Source organism: Sphingobacterium siyangense (genome assembly GCF_007830445.1).
In the GTDB taxonomy this organism is placed as follows: Bacteria; Bacteroidota; Bacteroidia; order Sphingobacteriales; family Sphingobacteriaceae; genus Sphingobacterium; species Sphingobacterium siyangense.
Map to the genome: position 1 here is coordinate 21,380 of NZ_VLKR01000040.1, position 22,702 is coordinate 44,081.

The window sequence follows — 22,702 nt, forward strand, 5'->3', positions numbered from 1 at the left end:
GGACTATTGTCCCTCTCTACTTAAGGTGGTTTGCTTAAGGTTTACGATCGGTACTCATTTCAAGTACTTCATCGTTTGATTTGTTGGCAAGCACCTGATTGATCGTTTGCCCCGTTGGTACTTCGATGTGACAAGGACGATCGCCATCAGATTGACACTCATTTGAAGAGTCTGAGGTGCTCCAATTGCTCGGTTGAGCAAATTCGCCTTCATTTGTTTCTGTACTGTTGTAATAGTACGTTTGACTTTGAGTATTGCTTTTTGCAACTCCTGCTGAGGTCAATGTTGCCCCAGTTACTCCTGCAACGGCCAAAGCTACTAAGGCCATTACATTAATTTTAATTTTTTTCATATGCATAGCATATAATCTTTAGTGTTTAAAAATTGTATTAGTTTTCCCTTTTTGATAGGAAATTAGGCCGATGTAGGACGAGAAGACCTATGTCTTTTGGCAGACGAGCCCTTCTGCCGAGCCAGCCTTGGGCTCAGCTTCCGCTGTGGCAATTGGTGCTAATTTCTTGATGAACCTAATATGCCGTTTCGTTTCGTTATACTGGGCTTTCTTGTATTCCAATCAATCAATAAACCTGCGATACATGCTATCGTGATTAGTCCATTGACCCAAAGGTGTGCTTTCCAGCTGATCGGAAACTCGAGTATACAATCGCAGGGAATGCTGCCCCAGGTATCGCGCAGGGCCAGGATCACATAGCCTGAAAAAACAAGCATCAGCAAGAGTGTAATCCAAAATCCCACTCTTTTTGTGCCTTCAAAAATAAATAGGATGCCTGTCGCTAATTCTACAGCTGGCAGGATATATGACAGCATAATCCCATACTGATCTGCAAAAGGTTGCCTGATCATGGCTGCACGGAATTCGGCGTAGGTGAATACCTTCTTCGATCCGACATAGATCCACAGACAGAGCAAAGCAAAAGTTAATACCTGCAAGATAAATTCCTGGGGATGCTTCCTGATAGACGAAAGCACCCCAGTGAATTTGCGCCTCAACCAATCGCGTGCCCTTACGCCTTGACCTGTATCCGGTACGGCACACTCATCATACTGTATATATTTTCCGCTTTGTTTCATCGCCGTTATTGTTGATCGCTTATTAAATTCTACAATGCTAAATTACTGCAAAACAGAGCTGATCGTTAGGGAGAAAGGGTACTATAGATTGGTAGAAAAGTGACTGGTGATCAAATTATTGATCAGAATAATGGATTTGATGATTTGAGTCTTCGAAATGAAAAGACTATTGTTGTAATTTGAAATTGAGCGCTGTGAGATTCGTCCTTTTTTTTATAAAATTATTCATTTCTGAAACGGTGCTAAAACCACATTCTTCAGCAGTTGTGGCTAGTTTTTCATTTCCCGCAATAACAGTAGCGATATGTTCCAAAAGAATTTGGTGGCGGTAATCGTGAAATGTACACCCATAATTTTTTTTATGCTCTTTGTTGAGATAGTTCCTGCTGACAGATAGGATATGGGCAATATCTGATAGTTTTGCTTTAGCACCCTGATGCAAAATGTTAATTTCTAATAAGTAGCGGGCCTGATCAATCCGACTTAAATTTGTTTGTTTTTCTTTTAATACTTTAAAACGGCTAAGTTGTATCAGGAAAATCAAATGTTTTAATAGCATATGTTCATTGTCAAGAATATTAGGATTAAGCTTGCTGAAAAGAAGACACAGCTGTTTTTTCGTAATATCGCCCACTCTGAATGTAATACTCTTTGCTGACTTTGATGATTGTTCTTTTTTAGCAGTCACTAAATGCTGTAAAAAGTCAAAATTACGATTAGCCGGTGGTCTAAATAAACCTGCATCCAAAATGAAACCAACGACAATATGATGGCCTTTTGGGACTTTCAATGAATATTCTCCTTTAGCAAAATAAAGATAAGCACCACGTTCTTCTACAAAGTCCATGACGAAATCTTGCCCATGATGCATTTGTTTTAAAGGAATATCACTAAGTAGCGTATAGCTAAGATGTAAATCACCAAATTCGGTAAATATTGGAATCGTTTCTTCATCGTCTATCCAAAATTCGTAATAATAGAGATAGCCATAGCGACCGTCAAATGTTTGCTCACAAATACAGTTATTCCTCAATGCCCAATTCCGCACTTGGGCATTTCGGATAGGGTAGGTTACTGTTTGAGTTAGCGAATCAACAAGTTTGTAATCTTGTGGTAAAGTGAAATCATAGCTTCTTTCCATATAATTATAATTTAACGAGGTTGTTGGCTAACGCTCTGATTTACTGATTATTCAATTAAGGTTGTGAGTGTACTAAAAATAATTTTTATGGCCAAAAATAATTGTGGATAGGTTATATGAGCCGGTAAAACGGTTTTTAGGCACGGTGAATTTTTTAAGATAACATAATTATTGGTTCACAGGTTGGCTGAACCTATGTGTTCAAAAATGAATCAATTGTCTTCTTTTTCTTTCAAATTAGTTCCGTGATCACATGCTTTAGGGCCCCAAAGCAAGTGACCAAACAAGGCAAGTTTGGTGCTATTGTGGAACAAAAAAAAGATGATAAAGATAATGGAACAGCTTTTTAATGATATGCAGCGATTGGCGGACCAGGCGCTCTACACATTTTCCAATTTGGAGACAATAAAGTTCATGATCGATTCTGCAGAAGAAAAATGTAGTCTATACTATCTGTAAAATACTAAGGGTGATCCGGACACCCTTTTTTGCATTTATTTGATTAAAAAAATGGATTCATTAACAAAAGTCTTAGTAAAACTTTAAAACCACCCCATATGGAATTATGTTTTCGCTCTGAAATTTGGTATAAAAGTTTAAAATGTGTATCACTACTATACCAATGGCAACTCATTGATAATTATGATTCAATTATAAAATTACAAAAGGCCTATCTTGAATGGTCACAACAATCTCGCTTTCAAAATGACACAGATCTATTAAATGATCTTTTAAATAAATGGCCATTTAAAGATAGGGAAGTTCGTATTTGGGCTTGTTTGCATATAGGACCGTATGCAATTATTGTAAGAGCGCTGATAAATATGGAATATAAAGTCGCAATCTTGCTTCGTTCGGATGTATTTGAAGAGCAAATGAATATTTATAAAAAACAATATCAACTTTCGTTCGGTAGGGAAGCTGACGAAAGTGAAATATTGTTTATAAAATCTGATGTTGGAAATCCTTTATTGAGATTAAAGGACGCAATTTTGAAAGGTTATCAGGTTGTAATTTTTATTGACGGTCAACTTGGAAATAATGAAAATGCGAAAGGATGGCAATCTGTCAAACTTTATGGATCTACTGTCAATTTAAGGGAAGGAGTCGCGGCTTTAAGCCATTGGACCAATACGCCGATTACAACATTGATGCTTACCGTTTTGGATGAAAAGATCAATATTAGGTATAAGCAAAATAAAGTGGTCAAGCATAAAACTGATTATCAAAATGTCCTTCAGCACATTTTGGGTCTTATCCATTCTTTAGCAACTGAAGAGCTTATTCAATGGGAATATCTACCCGCTATCTTAGAAAAAAGCATAGTATCTGAACAGAAAAAACATAATAGTCCAGGAATCTGGCTGCCCTTGTTTATACAGAATAGGAAGATGCTTTTTGATATCACAACAGGTAGATCAGTCTTGATCAATCAACGCGACTATGATAATGTATCTAAAAAAATTTGGGGGCTATTTTTTCTCCATTAAACATGTTTTATTGATATAGTGTAAAGATCTCGTAGTATTTATAATAAATTTCGTTTGTTAATTTTATAGTTGTTAAAATTAATGGAGATTTTATTTTTTACCTAAACTTGTCATGATAAAGCAGAACCTTCTTAAACCTTTGTCAAGGCGTATACATATTGCGTTTTGGATGCTTTATTTATCCTGGTTGACCGCAGTGAACATTTATAAGTTTGGCTGGGAGCATATATACGTTATAATCGGTGTTACGCCGATCATATTATGGATCAGTTACACAAATAGAAGCTGGCTACGTAGTTTGTTATTTAGGAAAATAGAGTTTATTACAATTATTAAAGCACTGCTTTATTTTTTATCGGCCGCAGTCGTAGCCTATCTCACATTATATCAATTTCCGACAGAAATCAGTAGAAAGATACTCAAAAATCCGCAATATTTTAAGTTCATTGATTTTGGTATAGATATTTTAACCTTCTATTTCACTTTTGCGATCAAAGGCGCTTTTATTTTGATAGTTGAAATTCTCTTTAATCTATCTGTAGAAGTTTTTACACATTTGGGATTGGTCCGTTTAGATTCTCAAGTCGCTTTAAAAAGTCAAGTCTTCCAAGATTGGATTGCGCATTTCATAGGTAACCTAACCCAAAGTTTTATAAGACTGACAAGGAAAGCACCATCAACTATTACCAGGGTCGATGCCTTACTAAAGATCGAAGGATATGCAGTCCGAAAGTTAAATTTTAGAAAGAGCTTCTTAGGTAGTCTCGAAGATGAGATAAAATATTTACGATTAATCATGCATCTATATAACGAAAAGCATATAAAACTTCAATTGGATATTGAAGATTATTCCACACCAGTTATACCAATGATGTTATTGAGCTTGTATAAAAATATGGTTAAGCACGGTGATTTTCACGATAGTACCTGTACCGCTATTATGTCTGTCTCAGCATTTGAGAATAAGCTTTTGATTTATTGTAGAAATAAAATAGCTCCTGTTTCGGCTTGGATATATAAGGAAGGAGGGACTGGATTGGGACAGCTAAGGAAGTTATTACGTTTGGAATATAACGATGATTTTTCTTTAACGGAAGAATTAGTCGATGGAATGTTTAACCTAAATATTAAAATACATTATAATAATGGAAACGATAAAGAGATTATTAAGACAGGAGAAGAGAGTCAGGAAGATTAGAGTAGGCATTTTGGATGATGATCCGGAAATGGTAGAGGAGCTTAAAGAATATGTTGATCTAACGGTTAACTTTGAATGTGTATTTTCATCAACTAACCCTAAAGAAGCATTGATGGCTTTAAGGACGCTTAAACTCGATGTATTATTTCTAGATATCGAAATGCCGGTTATCAGTGGTCTTGATATTTTACCCCAACTGGAAGATTTGAAGCTTAGTAATCCCGGTATTGCTAATATGCAGGTTGTTGTATGCAGTACGAATGGGAATGTTGGTGATAAAATGTTTCTTTATGGAGTGGCCGATTATTTTTTAAAACCATTTGAAATGGACCGTTACTGGAGAGCGATTAAAAATGTCAAAACAAAACTTATGGGGCTTGGACTCAATGACCTAGATGAAAAGAATAATTGTTTTTTCTATGGACGAAGAGGTAAAGAGCGACAAAGGTTAGACTATGGCGATATAATCTGTATTGAAGCTAAAAACGAACAAAGCTGGATATGGCTCGATGGTAAGACATTTATTGAGGTTAATGAATCATTTGGAGATATCCTGACGAGATTACCAAAATCTAAGTTTGCGCAGATACACCGTAGTTTTGCGGTTTCTCTTAATCATGTTACCGGAATCACTGCGAAACACGTCTACCTCTCGGAAATAGAACTTAATAGGGGTGAAAAAGGCAAATACAAGTATTTTGACAAGTGGATCGAAGATAATGTAATTACAGGTAACCTCAATACATCTGGGGAAGTAAGGCTAAAAGCCAGAGATGATCATGAATCTAATCTAGAAATTGTTTAAAGGGGTGGCACTATTTTAAACGAATTGTTTTGAATACGACAAGATATTCCAATTGGTCCACAAGTAAATGGTTGTATAAAATTGAAGAGGTATTTTGTCCTTTGGCGTATTCAAACCATTTTTGTTCTTCTGTGACGGAGTTTTTAGAATTTCTAAAAGCAAATATGATTTATTTTCTGTCAAGCTTTACAGAGATAATGGGCACGTCAGCAAAAAAAGCTAGAATCGCGCTATCTCAGCTTATTTTGACGAGCAATAAGATTTATGGGCATCTAATTAATATTACAAAATCGAAAATAACCATTGAAAAAAGTAGTTTTTTAAGAAGAAATTATCTTCAGCTGTTATCTGTTATAGAGTCGTTATTAGATGATTGTGAAAATCTAAATGAGAAATTACTCCGAAATCTACCTTTGACAAAATACTCGTCCTTTGTAGGCAAAGACTTGTTTAAGAAAAATCTGGATATTTTGAAATCCAGGATATATAGCTTTTCCATCAATCATGACCTGGTCAAACTTTTGTTAGCAGCGCTCCGAAATGTTATAGATAAGAAAGAAATTAAAAGAGGTGAACTAAAATATGCGCTGATGATTTTGGGAGAATTTTTAAATTTGGATGATCTTTCCACGGAAAAGATGGAAGATATACTAATTCAATATGATTTTAATACTCCTAAGTTCTTTAATTATTGTGCAAAAAAATGCTTAAATGAAACCGTTGAAAATACGAGTCTACATAGTCAAATGGAAAACATAATAAGTTTGGAAGAGCGATTAAATGTTATTCCGCAGAAACGTTTTGTTCGACTTACTTTTGAAGATGAATCCATCCGCCAACAACTGAAAACTTTGTATAAAGAAAAGAAAGAGAGTCTGAAGGAAAGACTGGAATTGAGAAGAAATGAAATTTTGGATTCAAAATTATGGCAAGATAATGAGAAAGCTATGGTAAATCTTTCTGTTCCACAAATGGGGCTTTTTATAAGGCTGTTTATGGAACAGGGAATTATTCCTCGTGAAGATATTGGTAAAACCTTCAATTATTATGCAAAGCATTTCAGAACGCCCCACACCAGTTTTATTTCTGCGGAAAGTTTGCAGAAAAAATCTTCGGATGTGGAATTTGCCACGGCAAAAAAAATGAAAAGTCAATTAATAGGCATGGTGAACTGGTTAAATGAACATTATAATACTTCAAATTTTAAAGATTCATAGATCTTTTTCATCAAATTCATCCAATGGGAGTGTAACGTGTACTGCGTTAGTGGGTTAAAGTGTAGTAGTCAAGACTTAATCTGACAGTTGCAATAAATTAACAACTGTAAAATAGATTATAGTTATGACAACACAAGAAAACATCATCAAGAACAAACTGGGTGTTTTAGAACTTGCCCAGAATTTAGGGAATGTATCAAGAGCCTGTAAAGTAATGGGCTATTCCAGAGACAAGTTTTATAGATTCAAAGAATTGTATGATCAAGGAGGCGAACTTGCACTTCAGGAACTTTCCAGAAGAAAGCCAGTGTTAAAGAACCGAGTAGAAGAACATATCGAAAAAGCTGTTGTGGATTTGGCTATAGACCAACCTGCTTTAGGCCAATTACGGGTATCTAATGAGTTAAAAAAGCAAGGGATATTGATCTCACCTGGAGGAGTTCGGAGCATATGGATGCGCCATGATTTGCAAACTTTTAAGCTTCATTTAAAGGCGTTAGAAGCAAAATCGGGACAGGAAGGTATTGTTTTGACGGAAGCCCAGCTTATCGCACTGGAGAAAGCTAAAGAAGAAAAAAAGGCACACGGCGAAATAGAAACGTATCATCCTGGATATTTAGGAGCTCAAGACACTTATTATGTTGGGAATATTAAAGGAGTCGGACATATATATATATCAGCAAACTTTCATAGATACCGATTCCAAAGTCGCTTTTACAAATGCAGACCTTTGACGATACAATTCATTTGGCAAAGCAAAAGATGCTGGAGACACTAAAAGAAGATCAGCTTGTTACTTATCCAATACAGGAGAATAAGCAACAAGTCACATCTTTAGATTTTGGAGAAACATCATTATATTCGAATAGGCAATCTGAGACACTGTCTCATAAAGTGTGTAAGTTATAGAAATGCGGAGTTTAAAAGGACTTCGCATTTTTTATTTATTAACTTTATAAGAGTATGATTGACAAGGAGTCACTATTAAACGACAAGGAGTTCTTAAAGAGTTTTAAGGACGGTTTAGAGCTGCAATCGTTTTTCCGCGAGTTACAGGCACGGGCAGTATCGCAAATGCTTGAAGGAGAAATGGACGGCCATCTTGGCTATGAAAAGCATGAGCGCAGCGGTCAGGGCAATTCCCGCAACGGACATACGAGCAAAAAGGTTCGTGGGGATCAGGGAGATCTGGAGATTCAGGTTCCCCGAGATCGCGATGGTACATTCAATCCGATCATCGTTCCCAAACGCAAGAACATGATTGACGGAGTTGAGGACGTGATCGTTTCGCTATATGCCAAAGGCATGAGTGTTTCGGATATAGAAAATATGATGCGCGATGTGTATGGATTTGACCTTTCTGAATCGACGATTTCCCGGATTACCGACCGTGTGGCGGGTGATGTGATCGCCTGGCAAAACCGCCCGCTGGACAACGTCTATCTGATTGTATGGATGGATGGCATTGTTTTTAAGGTCAGGGAGAACTCCAAAGTGGTCAATAAAACCATTTATCTTGCTGTGGGCCTAAACCGGGATGGCTATAAAGAAGTTCTTGGCATGTGGCTGGGCAAGAATGAAAGTGCCAGTTTTTGGATGGGAATCCTGACAGACCTAAAATCCCGGGGAGTAGAGGATATGCTAATTACAGCGACCGATAACCTTAATGGTTTCTCCGCTACTATACGAAGTGTGTTTCCTGAGTGTAGTACTCAGGTCTGTGTTGTCCATCAGATCAGAAATGCTTGTAGATATGTTGTATGGAAGGATAAAAAGGCATTTACAGCGGACATGACGCCTATCTATGATGCTCCCAATAAACAGGCAGCAGAAGCTGCACTGACTGATTTTGCTAATAAATAGGAATCCAAATATCCTTATGCCATACGATCATGGAGGGAAAACTGGGACGAACTGACCGTCTTTTACGGCTTTCCACTTGAGATCCGAAGAATAATCTATACGACCAATATCATCGAAAACATGAATGGGAAGATCCGCAAATACACAAAGAATAAACTGTCATTTCCCAGCGATGATGCCGTATATATTTCATAACTATCGTTTTTTGAGATTATAGAAGACCATTTTTGTAGATTTTATCATAAATGTTCACATCATATTTTAATTCGTTGGGAAAATCTCTTTCGAACAAAATGTAGTGAATATCCGTTAATATTTCTCTTGCTATATAAATCAATTCTACATTCCTATTAAGACTAACATAGTTTTCATTATTAATTTTCATTTGATGCGACAATTTAAATTGATGAGCTTCACCATCACGCTTCCTAATTATTTTGGATATATCTATTTCATTTTTCGTATAAAATAAATCAATATCGTTCATGACTTTCTTTAAGGGGTCAACGTTGATTTTTACTCCTTGCCCGTACAAAAACCCTCTTAAAGTAAATATCGAGTGTTTTTCATCTCTTTTTGGTTTACTTTTTAATAAGTATGCTGATTGTATTAATGCTAATTGATTATGATAAAATATCATATCTGCTGATTGTTGAGAGAACCTTTGTAATTTCGAAAATACTCTGTCTAAAGCAACAATAGCATTTATATGCATTTCGATTTCGTAAGTAACTTTAAACATCCAAAAAAGATAATCTTCTATAAGACCTTTATTTTCCATTTGAATCATCGTCTATTTATATTAGATCTTAGATTTTACTCCGTAAAGATTGCTTCCTTACCTATATGAGTGTTTCGAGCTTTTCTACAAGTTCGACTAAATTATAAATTTCCTCAACAATTATTTTGTTATGGATTAACAATAAATTAGGCATCTTCAAAAGTTCTTTAAAGTTTTCTCTTCCATTATTTTTAGGAAGAAAGTTCTGCATTATTAGAGAATTGTTATGGGCAAACTCATTACGTTCCAATTTTTCTATATCGATTTTCACTTTACAAATCCATTTATAAAATTTGTCTTCTTTTAACGCAGGATGATCAATTAAAAGTTGAGGAACAACAGTGGCAAAATAAGTTTTCTTTAATTCTTTAGGATTTTTTAAGTAGGTATTAAGCACTAAACCAACACGGTTCCAAAAAGAATAAATACAATGAATTGTAGATTCTATCATAAAGGTATACCTGTGATTATAAACATTCGGACTTCCTGTTTTAATACTTATTTTATCCCTAAATAAAATACTACTTGCTATTCCGAAGTGTATTTGACTGCTGAGACCTTGGATTTCATATAAAAAGTGATATCGGTATTCATCATATAGTTTATTAAAAAAGCTAAGGCTTGCCAATCTTTCCCAATAACTATCTTCATAGAATTTTTGTATCGAAATCAAATTCATAATTCCATACTCATCAGTAACTTCTTTAAGAGCTATGTTCATTTCAGTAAAGTAATCACTCATATTGGTCGTTTTTGATATTATTATTAAAAATTATGGTCGATATATTTAACCAAATGCATAATCGAGTAATCTATTTTCATTATGTATTCATCTTCTCCGGCATAGTTTCTTAACAACCCCCACCCGCCATTTTCTTTTGCTTTTTTTAATACTTGGCTTAGCGGATAAAAAGTATTTCTATATTTACCTCTATTCTTTTCGAGAGAAGGTAAACAATCTTTTGTATCACAAATAATCTAGTAACCTATGCTGTAAGTACCCCATTTTTCCGACAGCTGGGATTGGACTTTTCTAATTTACGTTACTAATTGATTTATTTGTTGTTTGTGTCTAATATTTTTTGATAATTCCGTTGGTGTAAGATTCCCAAGACTCATGGGAGCTGTTGTTATTGTATTCATCCATCCATGTCTGGGTATGTTCTCTTATTTCTGACAAGTTGAAAAATAAATAAGCATCCAAAATTTCTTTGCGATAACTTCGGTTGAACCGTTCGATGTACCCGTTCTGCATAGGCTAACTGGGCTGGATAAATTGAATAGCGATGCCTTGGTCTTTACACCAGAGCTCAAAATGATGACTGGTGAATTCAGGACTATTATCTACGCGTAGATAGAGCGGTTTGCCCCGCCAGTCTATGATTTGTTCAAGTGTCCGAGTTACCCGCAAAGAAGAAATTGAAGTAGCTATTTCGATACACAATATCTCACGGGAACAGTCATCCATCACATTAAAGGTTCTAAACCTGTTTCCGCTGGCCAAGCTATTGCTCATAAAGTCCATGCTCCATTTTTGATTAATGCTGACCTGTTGTTCCAGAGGCTGTTTCTCCCGAGCAGGTAGCCGACGTTTGCCACACCGCTTCTTGTTCATATTTAATAGCTTATACACCCGATAAACTTTTTTGTGATTCCAGGGCTTCCCCGCTCTGCGCAGATAAGCGTAAAGTTTTCGGAATCCATATACAGGATGTTTGGTGGACAGATCATCTAATGCAAATATGACTGCACTGTCATCTTTCTTACTAACATAGTAATATTGTGAACGACACATGCCTGTCAATTTGAAGGCTCCGGTGACACTCAAACCGTGATCTAGTACAATTTCCTGGGTTAACTGTTTTTGCTGCCGGAGCCCCAACCTTTTTTTGAGATGACTTCTTTTAGGATATCATGGTTCATACTCAGTTCGGCAAACATCTTTTTCAAACGTGCATTTTCTTCCTCAAGTTCCTTTAGGCGTTTGACATCTGAGGCTTCCATGCCTCCGTAACGGCTCTTCCAGTTATAAAATGTGGCCTTGCTAATTTCCAGCTTACGGCAGATGTCTTCGGTCTTTCTGCCTTCCTCGCCCTCTTTGAGTGCTCGAACAATCTGGCTTTCTGTAAAACGTGTTTTTTTCATTCTATTACTTAAATCTAAACATTTATGTCCACTTTTAAGCTGTTTGATTTTTTGGGACACTTACAAGCCTACATTAATTAACATGTGACATAGTTCACTTTACACTTCCTAGTTCCCAAATTATATGACCGGTCTAAAAATTCACGATCAATAACCAATGTAGATAGGTCTGTTGTCTGCGTAGTCATAATGCAAAAATTTTAAGAAGTATTAGCCGCAAATTGACCAATATAAATCACCATGTTAAATATAAACATTCTTTAAATATTGCCATTGATTACCAGCTAAATTTTCCCAACGTAGTATTTTTTCAACGAAATCTAATAATCATTAAGTGGCGATAAAATCGCCTTAAATGGCTCTAAGCTAATTTTTATCGCAGGGGGTGAATGGGTTCTTTTCACCCCCTTTCACTGTTTCCATCTATATCATTTTTCGTGCTTTGCAACCATTGGGACAATAAACCCATGGGAATTTATGAAAACAAGGGAACTGTTTTTTTACATGAAGCAAGCAACTGAAGATGGTGCATCGAAAGCATTATTAGCAACTGCTGCAGCGCCTACATCTATCAATAAGACCCAGGCTTACCGCCTGTACGGTCGGTGTAACATTGATAGATGGATACTTGAAGGTATCCTACGCCCTATATCAATTCAAACTTCCCAGATTTTGTTTGACCCTGCGGAGTTGGAATCTATCTCTGATTCCAATAACCGAATTACCTATCTGCAAGTAGCAGAAAGGTAATTAAGCGTGCCGTGAGGTAGGCGTTCTTGTTCTTTGACATTAGGGGATGAAGCATTATCCTTACTAAAAAGGAAATTATGCGAAGAAAAACATTTTTCAAAATTGTTTTTCGAGAACGCATAGGCAGGCAAACGGCCCGATCTGTACAGATTGACGTGAGTAGTCCCGACCAATTTAACACTTGACTTATTTCATATGGAATATCCAGATATCCAAATTACTTGTCAAGCATACCATTAACCAATGAATATTTTACTTACACCGCATCAACTCCAAATGCTTTTAGCTGATGCCTCAGAGCTTGGAGCGCTTAAAGCTTTGACAAAAGTTGGAAAGATTAAACCGTATCTAAAAAAATCAGAAGCATTCAGACGATTCGGGCGAAATAATGTAGAACAATGGATTGTCCAAGGATTAATTACTCCAAGGAAAGACGGTAACCATTCTGCTGCATGGCGTATCGACAGAATCGAAATTGAAATCTTATACAAGGCAAAATTAGCCATGAAGTTTTTATAAAAGACATATATAGCTATGAAATTAAATTCAGTCGTATCAGATGGATTAAATTCAGGAGAAGAATTTATTTCCATCAAATCATTATTGAATCATTTAGGATTTAAACCCTTGGAATCAAATGAAAAGGAGAGTTTTTATTCAAATATTTTTATCTCTAACAGCTTAAAACCAAAAAGCTTTAGGTTGGACCATGCATTAGATGTATGGTTTGATAAATCAATAGGAAAAGGTGGTAATATAATTGATTTTGGAAAACTTTATTGGCCGAATTTGGAACTTCATGCATTGCATGAAAAGCTAAGTTCATTTTCTGACAAAAAGGAATATCATTACATGTTTCCCTTGAATGAGAAATCGAGAAGGAAAAGAAGGCCAGTAAAATTGCCGCATTATCAGATAGAGCGTATCCGCCAATTAGGTATCACAAGCGAAGTCTCTGCATTTCTTCAGGAAGCAGGCTTATGGGAAATAGCGGATTCAAATTTAGTAGAGGTACATTATTACGTAAGGGATGAAAAAGGAAAAAGAAGAGATTTTTGTGCGGCGGGATGGCCTAATGAAAACGGTGGTTGGGAAGTTTACGCTAAAAACTTTAAATCCTGCATTGGTTCTAAAGGAATGAGTATTTTTCAAGCTTCAACTAGAAATATCACCATCTTTCAAGAGTTTACAGATTATCTGAAAAATAGGGATAAATTATATGCACTTTATTCTTCTATTTTAGTACTTAACTCTCCGAAATTTCTTTCTGCGGCAATTAAAAGAGTGAGTAAATATAAAAATATAACCTTCTATATTGATGAAAAAAGGGAAGGATATGAGGACGCTAAACTGCAAGTACAAAGCACCCTACAAAATTGTATCATTCAACCTCTCTAAATCAATTTGTTTAAATGTCTAATTACATTTTGCGTCAAGATCTCGAAGACCGCTCAATTGTTGATTTTCTTGGAAGGTTGGGCTATTTCCCTGTCAAAAAATCTGGCAGGGAATTTTTTTATCACAATATGCTAAGGGAAACAGGGAAAAATACTCCATCCTTAGCTGTATGGGATGAAGGAGGAAAATGGATGGATCATGGTGGTTCTAATCAAACAGGAATTCAAGGAGGCGGAATAGTGCAATTGGCAAGAGCATACTGGCCGAATAATTCCTATTTCGAAGTTTTGCAAAAGATTCAATTTACCTTTGACCATTTTCAAAAAGCTGAAATCCCGGTTTTTGATTCTTTTAAGCCTACGAATAAGGAGATTGAAAGTATCCTAGAATTTTCCCATAGTCAACAGCTCGGCAGAAATTATGTGCTATACAGTTACCTACAAAACCGAGGTGTGGAATCTGTTGCCCCGGGGTTGCTTTGGGAAGTTTATTATAGAAATAAAGCTTTTGAAAATCCTTCTCAATTATTTTATGCACTTGGATGGAGGAATGAAAAAGGGCATTGGGAAATTTCAAGCCCTAAGGGTTTTAAAGCAAGTATCGGTAATAAAGATATTTCCATAATTCGTGGAGCGGCTGATTATCTAGTCTTGTTTGAAGGTTATTTCGATTTTTTAAGCTGGCTGAAATTTAAAAAAAAAGAAATTACACCTACCATAATTGTTCTTAACTCAGTTTCTTTGGTAAATCGTGCTATTGAAGCCATGCGTGAATTTAATAAGATCGATCTTTATCTAGATAACGATGAAGTCGGAAGACATTGTACATCATTAATAAAAGAGTCTTATCCTTTTGCCAATGATCGGTCCAATGTATATACCGGTTTTAAAGATTATAATGAAATGTTAATGCACTTATTGAGAAACGGCTATAGTCGCATAAATAGATAGCTGTTTGTATATGCAAATATTTATATTTCTGTATATATGACTAACGGGATTTACAGCCGGCTAGCTATTTGTTCTTCAAAATATATCGGATAGCGATTATTTAAATATTTGAATATATGTTCTATTCTTTCTCCCTTTACGTATCTAGACCATTATACGAACATAGAAATATAAAAATAGCAGTAAATCTCTATATCTGCATATTCCAATATTTGACAGGGTACCTCAGTGAATATAAATTTTGTCTGTCTAAATTAAATATTTGTATATCATAGGTTGCCCTAACGTCAATCTTTGTTTTAATTCTCGGCTTACTCCTGAAGAGCGCTAAGACTTGATTCAATTCAAAGTTTTGAATGGATTTCGTAGTGATACTCCACTCAAATAGTTTTTTGTTTTGTTTTGAGCAAGTTGTGTTTTTGTACGTACAGATTTGCTGCTCAAATCATGTACCCACAAAAACGAACTTGCCCTGAAATAGATCTACCCGCTGGGCTGATCCATACCAGGGAAGGAAAAATGTCGCAACTCCATTTTTCTACATCTAATCCCAACAGCATGTTAAAAAAACACGGCAGCCTATTTACGGAAATAGGTGGCTTTGATCTGGCTGCTTCCTGGATGGGATGGGAGAATGTTTTTTCCTGTGAAAAGAATCCATTAGGTGCTGCCCAGCAAAGACCAGTTTTAGGTAGAAAATTCCCTCGAGGGAACATTGGCCTTGTGAGCCCCCGTTTTTTGGCGGAGTTAATGGGATTTCCAGTGAACTGGATGGAATCTCCTTTTCTGTCTTGCAGCAGCAAAGCTTGAGAGCCTACGGAAATGCCATAGTCCCCAGGTGGCCTATGAGATTTTTAAGGCGATAGAATCCGTAAGCACCTAAAACAACAACATTATGAGAAATAAAAAAGCTTCCAGAGCTGAATCACCCAAGGATAATAGGATCTATAGGTTCGAACTTCGGTTGACAAAAGCCGAGAAGGCACAGTTCCTCTTTCTTGAAAAGTCCACGGGTCTGAACCGGTCGGAGATTGTCCGAAATAAGGTTTTGTCCCATTCGTTCAAGATATTGGTCGATTCTAAAACCATACTCCAGATGCTCGACACGCTTGGTTCTGAGCTAGGAAGATCAGGGAATAATATCAATCAGCTGGCCCGGCATATCAATACGTTGAAACTGCAGGGCCGACTGGAACCCGGTGAACTATCACGGTTTCCATCCCTGATTGCTGATTATATAAAATATCAGCGGCAGATTGAACAGGAATTCAGAAATCTGATGCGATTAATCAAAGGGCAGCGATGATTGTTAAAATCTTATCTTCAGCTAAAAATTTTGGAGGTGTCCGGTATAATACCAACAAGATGCAGCAGGATAAAGGTGAACTGGTAAAAGCTGCAAATTTTGGTGCGCTCGGTGCCATGACCAATTTACGCCCATCTGATTATATCAATTACCTTGAACTACAGACCAGCGCAAGCAAAAGAATAAAAAATCCGCAATTTCACGTAGCTATTTCATGTAAAGGGAGAAGCCACAGCAAGGAAGAATTAACCGAAATTGCGGAGAAATGGCTAAAGGGAATGGGGTATGAAAATCAACCCTATCTATTGGTTTTTCACAAGGATACTGAAAATAATCATATTCATATCGTCTCAACACGTGTCGGCAGGGACGGGAAAAAAATAAGCGATAGCTATGAGAAACTTCGTTCCTATGAGGTCCTTAACCGGGTGATGGGAAACGACGAAAAAATCGAAGCTTCGAAATTTATACAAAATGCCCTCCAATACAGCTTTTCCACACGGGCACAGTTTATGATGATTTTGGAAAATCAGGGCTACAGTATTACGATTAACGCTGGAAAGTACCAGGTTTCCAAATTCGGTAAAAATCTTGGTGAAGTATCGCTGGATGTTATTGACAATAAAATCGGACAGTTTCAGAAAGACCTTGATAGATTATCCCAGATTCGAGCAATTTTTCACCGCTATAAATTGGCGCATGATCCATCTGTGAAAACTTTGTATCAGGAAAATCCCGGTAGGGAAAGAAATTTTGATGTTGGTTACACATCCGATCTGGCAGAACTGCTCAAATCAAAATTTGGTGTTCAGATTCATTTTCATGGAAAATCCGGAAAACCTCCTTATGGATATACGGTAATTGACCATGCGTGCAGGTCCATATATAAGGGTGGTGACCTGATGCCACTTTCAGAATTTATCTCCGCAAATAATAGTGATAAAACGCTAAAACCTGTCAGGTCGGAAGATTCCGAAGGAGATTGTTTTACCTCGCCGGCTAATAAATCATTTAGCACTGAAAATTCAAATGTCCTCGATGACATAGCGGAAAATGGCAGTTTTCCTGTACCTGATTTTCAGATCGACATCCGGGATGACGTCGATGATGAGGCAATTCATGGAAGAAATCGGAGACGTAAAAGAAAATCCCGCACCAATACACGTTAGCAAAAACATTATTGACCAAACTCTAACATTATGCTTGTACTTATCGGAAACCAGAAGGGAGGATGCGGTAAAAGTACGCTTGCGCTTCTGCTCGCCAATTTTTTGGCAATAGAGAAACGTCAGCCCCTGACCATTCTAGATATGGATTATCAACAGTCTTTATTTGCGAAATCGCAAAAAGCTAAAATACTGGAAAATGACCCTTTTTATGAAATTGTTCCCGCCGCGCTTGAAGATTTTCCATTAATGAAGAAGAGACTTCTAAAATCTCCAAAGGATATCATTTTAATTGATCTTCCCGGAAAGATGGATGATGATGGCCTCGTTCCAATTTTCACTTCTGCCGACCTTTTTCTGTGCCCATTTGCGTATGACGAATTTTCAGTTGATTCAACAGTGCTCTTTTCAATGGTCGTCAAAAAACTGAACAGCCGGGCACAGGTTCTTTTTATCCCCAACAGGATCAAGACAAATGTAAAATATGAAACCAAAGAACAGGTCCAGAAGGTCCTGCGGAATTTTGGAACAGTCCTTTCGGAGATTTCGGACAGGATAGATTTTCAAAGGGTCTCTACCGTTCATACCCCCGAAACGATCCGTCCGGTATCTTATCCGGTGCTTTCCCATATCTATGACCATTTTCTTAAAAGTGACTAATGCCCATGAATATTAAAACACTAGCGGATGAACTGAGGGAAACCATTCGGAGAGATAATAATGAAGGAACAGGCAAAACAGTCCCTAAAAAGAAACCTGTCCCAAAAAACGCATTAGATCCTATCGTCGAGGAAATACGTGCCCACAGGCTGATCGGAAAAGAAAAGCTGCTGATCAGGCTCGACGATAAAACCATATTTCTTCTCAAACAGCTCAAGATTACCCAGGGAATTGACATGAACAAGATCATTTCCTATTCCCTTCAATACTTCCTCCAAAAACATCCCCAAATTTCAAATCATATCAAAGAAACACTAAAAAATCTCGAACTATGAACTGGATTCAATTTGTACTTTATCTTTCGACAGTCTATTTAGGTTATTATGGACTGAATCTGCTTTATGATCTGTTTTACCTGAAGGATCCGGGTAGTAAAATTAAAAATGCCAAAAAAGGAGAAATCACATTTCCTGAATTTTATTCCCCGGTACAGGTTGAATTGCCGGATGAGGAAATACAGGAAGACAATTTCGAGAATGTAGAAGTTATTTCGAGCGGGCCGATAGAAAGCTCAGGTGGAGTTTCGATCAAAGAATTATTCTCTTTGGCCCAAAATGACCTGATCGAATACACGAAGGCAATTGCTTATTAATCATTAAATGAACAGAAGAAAAACGATATGGACGGCATTCGCCGTCTTTTTTTTTGCCCATAGCCTTATCGCCCAGCCGGGTCTGTCCGAATTTAGGCAAGTCAGTTCTGAGATCAGGGGCTGGTATTTTAATTTCTCCGACTTCGCCCTGGTTCTGGGAGCAATATGTGGTCTGGTCGGCGGAGTTCGGATTTTCTACAATTGGCAGAGCGGAAAAGATCATCACATTGATGCACAGGTGATGGCCTGGTTCCTTTCCTGCCTCTTTCTCTCCTTACTTAGCGCATCCCTAAAAGCGCTCTATGGAATCTAAAGCGCCAAATCTTTTTCCATTCACTTTTTTAATTCCTATTTCTTATGAGAGTAAAAGCAAGCAGATTACTTGTTTTGGTATCCGCAATATGCCTATTTGCGGAACGATCCTTCGCCCAAGGGGGAACAGTCGGAATCGACGCAGCAACCTCCTCTCTCAACACCTATGTTGATCCCATATCGACATTGATTTTGAGCATTGGTGCCGTGGTCGGTTTAATCGGAGGAATCAGGGTTTATATCAAATGGAACAGCGGCGATCAGGACATCTCGAAGGAACTGATGTCGTGGGGTGGTTCCTGCCTATTTCTCATTCTGGTCAGTGTGGTCATCAAAGCATTCTTCGGCGTATGATCCAGAAAGATTATCAATTCTATAAGGGGCTCCAAAAGCCCCTTATTTACCGTGGTTTTAAAGGGAAATTCATCTATTATGGTGTTGGCTCCATTATGGGGGGAATGCTTTGCGGCGGTATGATCGGTGCATTTACCAATATGATATTTGGATGCCTGAGCATCCTTGTCTTCATGTCAGCAGGCATGGTTTATACCATAAGTAAGCAGAAGAAAGGTCTGTATGATAAGACCAACCACAGGGGAATTTTTATCCATCCATCCAAATCATTGTTCAGAAATGAAAAAGCAGACGAAACACTCATTTGATCTTCCTTTTGCCGGTATTGACGAATATATGGGCTTCTCAATCGTTTTTGGAGATAAGGGAGATTATTCGATTATCCTGAGTATTACCAATCCGGTTGTTCAGTATGATGCGGACGAAACAAAATATTCAGAGTTTCATCACGTACTTTCAAATATCATAAAATTATTAGGGGAAGGATATATTATCCAGAAACAGGATATTTTTATACGAAAAGTATATCGTCCGGTCCCGTCGGGAGATTTTTTGGAAGAGAAGTACCAGGAACATTTTAACGGTCGGGAATTTACCGAAATAAGAAGTTATCTGACCATCACCCGGCAAGTCAAAAAAGGGGCATTTTATACTTATGATGAGAGGGTACTTTTCAAGTTTACTAGAGATGTCGTTAAGATTATCGAAGTTCTGCAAGGGGCCGGAGCCAATCCTGTCAAACTTGGTAAAGCTGAAATAAACCGGCTTATATACCGCATACTGTCCCTTAATTTTGAACGGCCAGAAACAGTATTGAACAATTATCACTGTGATGAAAACCAGATAAACTTAGGAAAAAAATCTTTTAAGTGCATCAGTTTAATAGATACCGATTTAGTGGAATTGCCGGATACGATAAATGAATATGCAATAAGGAACGAGACAAATGGTATGCAGGATTTTCCTGTCGATAACTTGTTTTTTTTGCACAGGGTGCCAGATTATAAGGTCATGATCTTTAGTCAGGTGGTAGAGATACCGGCTCAACAGTTCATCTTGAATAGGCTCGAGCTCAAAAGAAAACGGCATTCCAATATGCCCGATCCCGCAAATCAGCTCTATGTGGAGGATATTGACAGTTTATTGGCTGACGTGGCAAAAGACAATCAGCTGCTTGTTAATTCCCATTTCTCGATTCTGGTATGCTGTGATTCCGAACTTTTGGAAAGAACATCAAATTTTATTGAATCCTCCCTATTTCAGCAGGGTATTATTCCTAACCGGAACGCTTATAATCAGCTTGAACTTTTTAGATGTACTTTACCTGGCAATGCCGTGGAACTCAAAGTCTATGACTGGTTTCTTACACCGGCCGATGCTGCACTCTGTTATTTTTTTAAGGAATCGCTGCCCCGCAATGAGAAAACTGATTTCCTGATCAGGTTTACGGACCGACAGGGGATACCACTTGCTTTTGACCCGGCAGATCTAAGTACCAACCGTATTTCCAACCGCTCGAAATTTGCATTGGGTCCATCCGGATCAGGCAAATCTTTCTTCATGAATGCGCTTCTGGAACAATATTATCGGTACAATATGGATATTGTAATCGTTGATACAGGAGACTCTTACCAAGGTCTGTGCAACTTTTTTGGTGGAACTTATTTGACCTATACCGAAGAAAATCCAATATCAATGAATCCTTTCGCGTTGACACGCGAAGAGTTCAATCTTGAAAAGAAGGATTTTTTAAAGACCTTATTGGCAGTACTCTGGAAGGGAGTTGATGGCAAAATGACCCAAGTGGAAGATACCCTTCTCTCAAATGTCATCTCGGCTTATTATTATGATTATTTCTATTTAGATTCAGGCCCGCAGAATCCGGAGCGGCCGGATAAACTGAATTTCGATTCTTTCTATATTTATTCGGTTGACAAGATCAGGGAGATAGCTGAAAAGGAATCATTAAACTTTGACCTAGATGAGTACAGGTTTGTACTGAAGAAATTTTTTACCGGTCAGGAATATGGTACGGTACTGAATAAGGATACAGATGCTTCCCTGTTTGAAGAAAGGTTTGTGGTTTTCGAAATCGACAATATCAAGGAGTCGAAGCAACTTTTCCCGATAGTGACCCTGGTCATCATGGACCTATTTCTCCAGAAGATGAGGAACCGGACTTTTCAGCGGAAAGCTTTGGTAATTGAAGAAGCGTGGAAGGCTATTGCAAGCCCATTAATGGCAGGATACATCCTCTATCTGTATAAAACTGTACGGAAATTCTATGGTGAAGTTGTGGTGGTTACACAAGAACTGGGAGACATTCTAGGCAACCCAATTGTCAAAAATAGTATTCTGGCCAATTCCGATACGATCTGTTTACTCGATCAGTCTAAATTTCAGTCCAATTATGATGAAATCGCAAAATTATTGTCCATAACAGACGTAGAAAGACGGAAGATATTCACCATAAACAAGTTGCAGAATAAAGAGGACAGATCACGCTTTAAGGAAGTTTATATCAGGCGAGGCTCAGTTGGAGAAGTTTATGGTATTGAGGTTTCCCTTGCTCAATATTTGGCATTTACGACTGAAAAGCCCGAAAAGAATGCTGTAAAGATGTATGCCGACTATTTAGGGAATTTTCAGGATGGCCTGACCGCTTTTATTGGGGATCTGAATAATTCGGGAATGGCATTATATGATTTTGTTCGGGAAGTCAATAGTAAAGGAGTTCAGAATTTTATATCAAAGATACAATGAAAAAGCTCATTCTACTTATTCTCATGATTCCCCCATTCCTGTTCAGTAAAGCCCAGATCTATACCGATCCGGCAGTCGCCGCAGCGACAGGCGCGCATGCCTCGGTCATGAACAGGCAATTGGATCATGTTAACGATAATCTCACCCTTATCCAGCGGGGGCAGCTTGCGGTAACCGGACAGTTACAGATTGCAAACGATCTACAGGATAAGATCTATAAAGGTCTTTCTGAGGTTTCGTCCGTTGTCAGATCACTACTGAGTATAAAAGAAATTGCTAGTGTAACGGTCGATATCATTGAGGATGTTGAAAAAGCAATGATACTGGCAAAGGGGAATCCCGTACTATTACTTTTTGCAGACGCAGGCGCAAGAGAATTTAAGACCAGGGCGACAAACCTTGCTACGGAAGTTGGTGCCTTCGTGCTTAAGGATGGAAAGGAAAATCTGATGGATTCCGGTGAGCGTGCAAAGTTGTTGAATCGAATTCTTACTGAGATGACAATACTCAGAGGTGTTGCTTATGGACTACATCGCAATATGTATTGGGCAAAACAGCGCGGAATATTGAACAGTTTGAATCCATACGCCAAGTTTATCAATTTGGATAAAAAGATAGCTGATGATGTGATTCGAAATTCGAGACTTGTAAAGAAATAA

At 37.6% G+C, this 22,702-nt stretch carries 25 protein-coding genes and 3 pseudogenes; 22 read left to right on the top strand and 6 right to left on the bottom strand.

Annotation, left to right across the window (positions count from 1 at the left end; genetic code table 11):
• Positions 1 to 34: 34 nt before the first annotated feature.
• The 3 genes from IQ31_RS24015 to IQ31_RS24025 all read right to left on the bottom strand — a co-directional run bounded on the left by IQ31_RS24015 (position 35) and on the right by IQ31_RS24025 (position 2,233).
• Positions 35 to 352, bottom strand: coding sequence for a hypothetical protein (locus IQ31_RS24015; RefSeq protein WP_145330620.1), 318 nt, complete (start codon positions 350 to 352; stop codon positions 35 to 37).
• Between the two features lie 158 nt (positions 353 to 510).
• Positions 511 to 1,092, bottom strand: coding sequence for a MauE/DoxX family redox-associated membrane protein (locus IQ31_RS24020; protein WP_145330622.1), 582 nt, complete (start codon positions 1,090 to 1,092; stop codon positions 511 to 513).
• Between the two features lie 166 nt (positions 1,093 to 1,258).
• Entirely contained in the window at positions 1,259 to 2,233 is a 975-nt protein-coding gene (locus tag IQ31_RS24025; protein ID WP_145330624.1) for a helix-turn-helix transcriptional regulator, read from the bottom strand.
• Between the two features lie 321 nt (positions 2,234 to 2,554).
• On the opposite strand from IQ31_RS24025, the gene IQ31_RS27460 reads away from it, so the two are divergent.
• The 7 genes and pseudogenes from IQ31_RS27460 to IQ31_RS24055 all read left to right on the top strand — a co-directional run bounded on the left by IQ31_RS27460 (position 2,555) and on the right by IQ31_RS24055 (position 9,001).
• Entirely contained in the window at positions 2,555 to 2,692 is a 138-nt protein-coding gene (locus IQ31_RS27460; RefSeq protein ID WP_158638967.1) for a hypothetical protein, read from the top strand.
• Between the two features lie 365 nt (positions 2,693 to 3,057).
• The gene (locus IQ31_RS24030; RefSeq protein ID WP_145330626.1) at positions 3,058 to 3,723 is read left to right on the top strand and encodes a hypothetical protein; all 666 of its coding nucleotides are present in this window, start codon (positions 3,058 to 3,060) and stop codon (positions 3,721 to 3,723) included.
• A 112-nt stretch (positions 3,724 to 3,835) separates the two neighbouring features.
• A complete protein-coding gene (locus tag IQ31_RS24035; RefSeq protein ID WP_145330628.1) occupies positions 3,836 to 4,921 on the top strand; it encodes a LytS family sensor histidine kinase in 1,086 nt (361 codons plus the stop codon).
• The gene (locus IQ31_RS24040; protein ID WP_145330630.1) at positions 4,869 to 5,726 is read left to right on the top strand and encodes a LytR/AlgR family response regulator transcription factor; all 858 of its coding nucleotides are present in this window, start codon (positions 4,869 to 4,871) and stop codon (positions 5,724 to 5,726) included. The genes IQ31_RS24035 and IQ31_RS24040 overlap by 53 nt, the downstream gene beginning before the upstream one ends.
• Positions 5,727 to 5,755: 29 nt before the next feature.
• Entirely contained in the window at positions 5,756 to 6,943 is a 1,188-nt protein-coding gene (locus tag IQ31_RS24045; RefSeq protein WP_145330632.1) for a hypothetical protein, read from the top strand.
• A gap of 124 nt (positions 6,944 to 7,067) precedes the next feature.
• Positions 7,068 to 7,659: pseudogene (locus tag IQ31_RS24050) on the top strand (helix-turn-helix domain-containing protein); the annotation flags it as partial.
• 247 nt (positions 7,660 to 7,906) lie between these two features.
• Positions 7,907 to 9,001: pseudogene (locus tag IQ31_RS24055) on the top strand (IS256 family transposase).
• 16 nt (positions 9,002 to 9,017) lie between these two features.
• Here the strand turns inward: IQ31_RS24055 and IQ31_RS24060 are convergent.
• The 3 genes and pseudogenes from IQ31_RS24060 to IQ31_RS28320 form a co-directional block, all read right to left on the bottom strand.
• Positions 9,018 to 9,587, bottom strand: coding sequence for a hypothetical protein (locus tag IQ31_RS24060; RefSeq protein ID WP_145330634.1), 570 nt, complete (start codon positions 9,585 to 9,587; stop codon positions 9,018 to 9,020).
• 61 nt (positions 9,588 to 9,648) lie between these two features.
• Positions 9,649 to 10,329 (bottom strand): hypothetical protein, encoded by a 681-nt coding sequence (locus IQ31_RS24065; RefSeq protein ID WP_145330636.1) that lies wholly within the window; start codon positions 10,327 to 10,329, stop codon positions 9,649 to 9,651.
• A gap of 296 nt (positions 10,330 to 10,625) precedes the next feature.
• A pseudogene (locus IQ31_RS28320) lies at positions 10,626 to 11,732 on the bottom strand (IS3 family transposase).
• 477 nt (positions 11,733 to 12,209) lie between these two features.
• On the opposite strand from IQ31_RS28320, the gene IQ31_RS24075 reads away from it, so the two are divergent.
• The 15 genes from IQ31_RS24075 to IQ31_RS24145 all read left to right on the top strand — a co-directional run bounded on the left by IQ31_RS24075 (position 12,210) and on the right by IQ31_RS24145 (position 22,702).
• Positions 12,210 to 12,482: a hypothetical protein gene (locus IQ31_RS24075; protein WP_145330638.1), complete on the top strand. Its 273-nt coding sequence runs from the start codon at positions 12,210 to 12,212 to the stop codon at positions 12,480 to 12,482.
• Between the two features lie 243 nt (positions 12,483 to 12,725).
• On the top strand, positions 12,726 to 13,001 hold the full coding sequence (locus IQ31_RS24080) for a hypothetical protein (protein ID WP_145330640.1): 276 nt from the start codon (positions 12,726 to 12,728) through the stop codon (positions 12,999 to 13,001).
• A 15-nt stretch (positions 13,002 to 13,016) separates the two neighbouring features.
• A complete protein-coding gene (locus IQ31_RS24085; RefSeq protein ID WP_145330642.1) occupies positions 13,017 to 13,880 on the top strand; it encodes a hypothetical protein in 864 nt (287 codons plus the stop codon).
• A 14-nt stretch (positions 13,881 to 13,894) separates the two neighbouring features.
• Positions 13,895 to 14,830 carry a toprim domain-containing protein gene (locus IQ31_RS24090; RefSeq protein WP_145330644.1) on the top strand — a complete coding sequence of 312 codons (936 nt, stop codon included), beginning with the start codon at positions 13,895 to 13,897 and terminating at the stop codon, positions 14,828 to 14,830.
• Positions 14,831 to 15,388: 558 nt separating this feature from the next.
• Complete coding sequence (locus tag IQ31_RS27750; protein WP_208734380.1) at positions 15,389 to 15,640, top strand: hypothetical protein; 252 nt, start codon at positions 15,389 to 15,391, stop codon at positions 15,638 to 15,640.
• Between the two features lie 85 nt (positions 15,641 to 15,725).
• Positions 15,726 to 16,136 (top strand): plasmid mobilization protein, encoded by a 411-nt coding sequence (locus IQ31_RS24100; RefSeq protein WP_145330646.1) that lies wholly within the window; start codon positions 15,726 to 15,728, stop codon positions 16,134 to 16,136.
• The gene (locus IQ31_RS24105; RefSeq protein WP_145330648.1) at positions 16,133 to 17,305 is read left to right on the top strand and encodes a relaxase/mobilization nuclease domain-containing protein; all 1,173 of its coding nucleotides are present in this window, start codon (positions 16,133 to 16,135) and stop codon (positions 17,303 to 17,305) included. Before IQ31_RS24100 ends, IQ31_RS24105 begins: the two co-directional genes overlap by 4 nt.
• A 30-nt stretch (positions 17,306 to 17,335) precedes the next feature.
• The gene (locus IQ31_RS24110; RefSeq protein ID WP_145330650.1) at positions 17,336 to 17,962 is read left to right on the top strand and encodes a nucleotide-binding protein; all 627 of its coding nucleotides are present in this window, start codon (positions 17,336 to 17,338) and stop codon (positions 17,960 to 17,962) included.
• A gap of 5 nt (positions 17,963 to 17,967) precedes the next feature.
• Positions 17,968 to 18,297, top strand: a complete 330-nt coding sequence (locus tag IQ31_RS24115) for a hypothetical protein (protein WP_145330653.1) — start codon at positions 17,968 to 17,970, stop codon at positions 18,295 to 18,297.
• Positions 18,294 to 18,614, top strand: coding sequence for a hypothetical protein (locus tag IQ31_RS24120; RefSeq protein WP_145330655.1), 321 nt, complete (start codon positions 18,294 to 18,296; stop codon positions 18,612 to 18,614). The genes IQ31_RS24115 and IQ31_RS24120 overlap by 4 nt, the downstream gene beginning before the upstream one ends.
• Before the next feature lie 7 nt (positions 18,615 to 18,621).
• A complete protein-coding gene (locus tag IQ31_RS24125; RefSeq protein ID WP_145330657.1) occupies positions 18,622 to 18,927 on the top strand; it encodes a DUF4134 family protein in 306 nt (101 codons plus the stop codon).
• Positions 18,928 to 18,971: 44 nt separating this feature from the next.
• Positions 18,972 to 19,280: a DUF4134 domain-containing protein gene (locus IQ31_RS24130; RefSeq protein WP_145330659.1), complete on the top strand. Its 309-nt coding sequence runs from the start codon at positions 18,972 to 18,974 to the stop codon at positions 19,278 to 19,280.
• Positions 19,277 to 19,588 (top strand): DUF4133 domain-containing protein, encoded by a 312-nt coding sequence (locus IQ31_RS24135; RefSeq protein WP_145330661.1) that lies wholly within the window; start codon positions 19,277 to 19,279, stop codon positions 19,586 to 19,588. The genes IQ31_RS24130 and IQ31_RS24135 overlap by 4 nt, the downstream gene beginning before the upstream one ends.
• A complete protein-coding gene (locus IQ31_RS24140) occupies positions 19,560 to 22,043 on the top strand; it encodes a TraG family conjugative transposon ATPase (protein ID WP_145330663.1) in 2,484 nt (827 codons plus the stop codon). Before IQ31_RS24135 ends, IQ31_RS24140 begins: the two co-directional genes overlap by 29 nt.
• On the top strand, positions 22,040 to 22,702 hold the full coding sequence (locus IQ31_RS24145; protein WP_145330665.1) for a hypothetical protein: 663 nt from the start codon (positions 22,040 to 22,042) through the stop codon (positions 22,700 to 22,702). Before IQ31_RS24140 ends, IQ31_RS24145 begins: the two co-directional genes overlap by 4 nt.

Coding starts and splice junctions, on each gene's coding strand:
- IQ31_RS24015 (WP_145330620.1), bottom strand. CDS start 352: ATGAAAAAAATTAAAATTAATGTAATGGCCTTAGTAGCTTTGGCCGTT.
- IQ31_RS24065 (WP_145330636.1), bottom strand. CDS start 10,329: ATGAGTGATTACTTTACTGAAATGAACATAGCTCTTAAAGAAGTTACT.
- IQ31_RS27750 (WP_208734380.1), top strand. CDS start 15,389: ATGTTAAAAAAACACGGCAGCCTATTTACGGAAATAGGTGGCTTTGAT.
- IQ31_RS27460 (WP_158638967.1), top strand. CDS start 2,555: ATGATAAAGATAATGGAACAGCTTTTTAATGATATGCAGCGATTGGCG.
- IQ31_RS24020 (WP_145330622.1), bottom strand. CDS start 1,092: ATGAAACAAAGCGGAAAATATATACAGTATGATGAGTGTGCCGTACCG.
- IQ31_RS24090 (WP_145330644.1), top strand. CDS start 13,895: ATGTCTAATTACATTTTGCGTCAAGATCTCGAAGACCGCTCAATTGTT.
- IQ31_RS24140 (WP_145330663.1), top strand. CDS start 19,560: ATGAAAAAGCAGACGAAACACTCATTTGATCTTCCTTTTGCCGGTATT.
- IQ31_RS24025 (WP_145330624.1), bottom strand. CDS start 2,233: ATGGAAAGAAGCTATGATTTCACTTTACCACAAGATTACAAACTTGTT.
- IQ31_RS24035 (WP_145330628.1), top strand. CDS start 3,836: ATGATAAAGCAGAACCTTCTTAAACCTTTGTCAAGGCGTATACATATT.
- IQ31_RS24130 (WP_145330659.1), top strand. CDS start 18,972: ATGAGAGTAAAAGCAAGCAGATTACTTGTTTTGGTATCCGCAATATGC.
- IQ31_RS24105 (WP_145330648.1), top strand. CDS start 16,133: ATGATTGTTAAAATCTTATCTTCAGCTAAAAATTTTGGAGGTGTCCGG.
- IQ31_RS24120 (WP_145330655.1), top strand. CDS start 18,294: ATGAACTGGATTCAATTTGTACTTTATCTTTCGACAGTCTATTTAGGT.
- IQ31_RS24040 (WP_145330630.1), top strand. CDS start 4,869: ATGGAAACGATAAAGAGATTATTAAGACAGGAGAAGAGAGTCAGGAAG.
- IQ31_RS24060 (WP_145330634.1), bottom strand. CDS start 9,587: ATGGAAAATAAAGGTCTTATAGAAGATTATCTTTTTTGGATGTTTAAA.
- IQ31_RS24145 (WP_145330665.1), top strand. CDS start 22,040: ATGAAAAAGCTCATTCTACTTATTCTCATGATTCCCCCATTCCTGTTC.
- IQ31_RS24110 (WP_145330650.1), top strand. CDS start 17,336: ATGCTTGTACTTATCGGAAACCAGAAGGGAGGATGCGGTAAAAGTACG.
- IQ31_RS24080 (WP_145330640.1), top strand. CDS start 12,726: ATGAATATTTTACTTACACCGCATCAACTCCAAATGCTTTTAGCTGAT.
- IQ31_RS24075 (WP_145330638.1), top strand. CDS start 12,210: ATGAAAACAAGGGAACTGTTTTTTTACATGAAGCAAGCAACTGAAGAT.
- IQ31_RS24085 (WP_145330642.1), top strand. CDS start 13,017: ATGAAATTAAATTCAGTCGTATCAGATGGATTAAATTCAGGAGAAGAA.
- IQ31_RS24115 (WP_145330653.1), top strand. CDS start 17,968: ATGAATATTAAAACACTAGCGGATGAACTGAGGGAAACCATTCGGAGA.
- IQ31_RS24135 (WP_145330661.1), top strand. CDS start 19,277: ATGATCCAGAAAGATTATCAATTCTATAAGGGGCTCCAAAAGCCCCTT.
- IQ31_RS24030 (WP_145330626.1), top strand. CDS start 3,058: ATGGAATATAAAGTCGCAATCTTGCTTCGTTCGGATGTATTTGAAGAG.
- IQ31_RS24125 (WP_145330657.1), top strand. CDS start 18,622: ATGAACAGAAGAAAAACGATATGGACGGCATTCGCCGTCTTTTTTTTT.
- IQ31_RS24100 (WP_145330646.1), top strand. CDS start 15,726: ATGAGAAATAAAAAAGCTTCCAGAGCTGAATCACCCAAGGATAATAGG.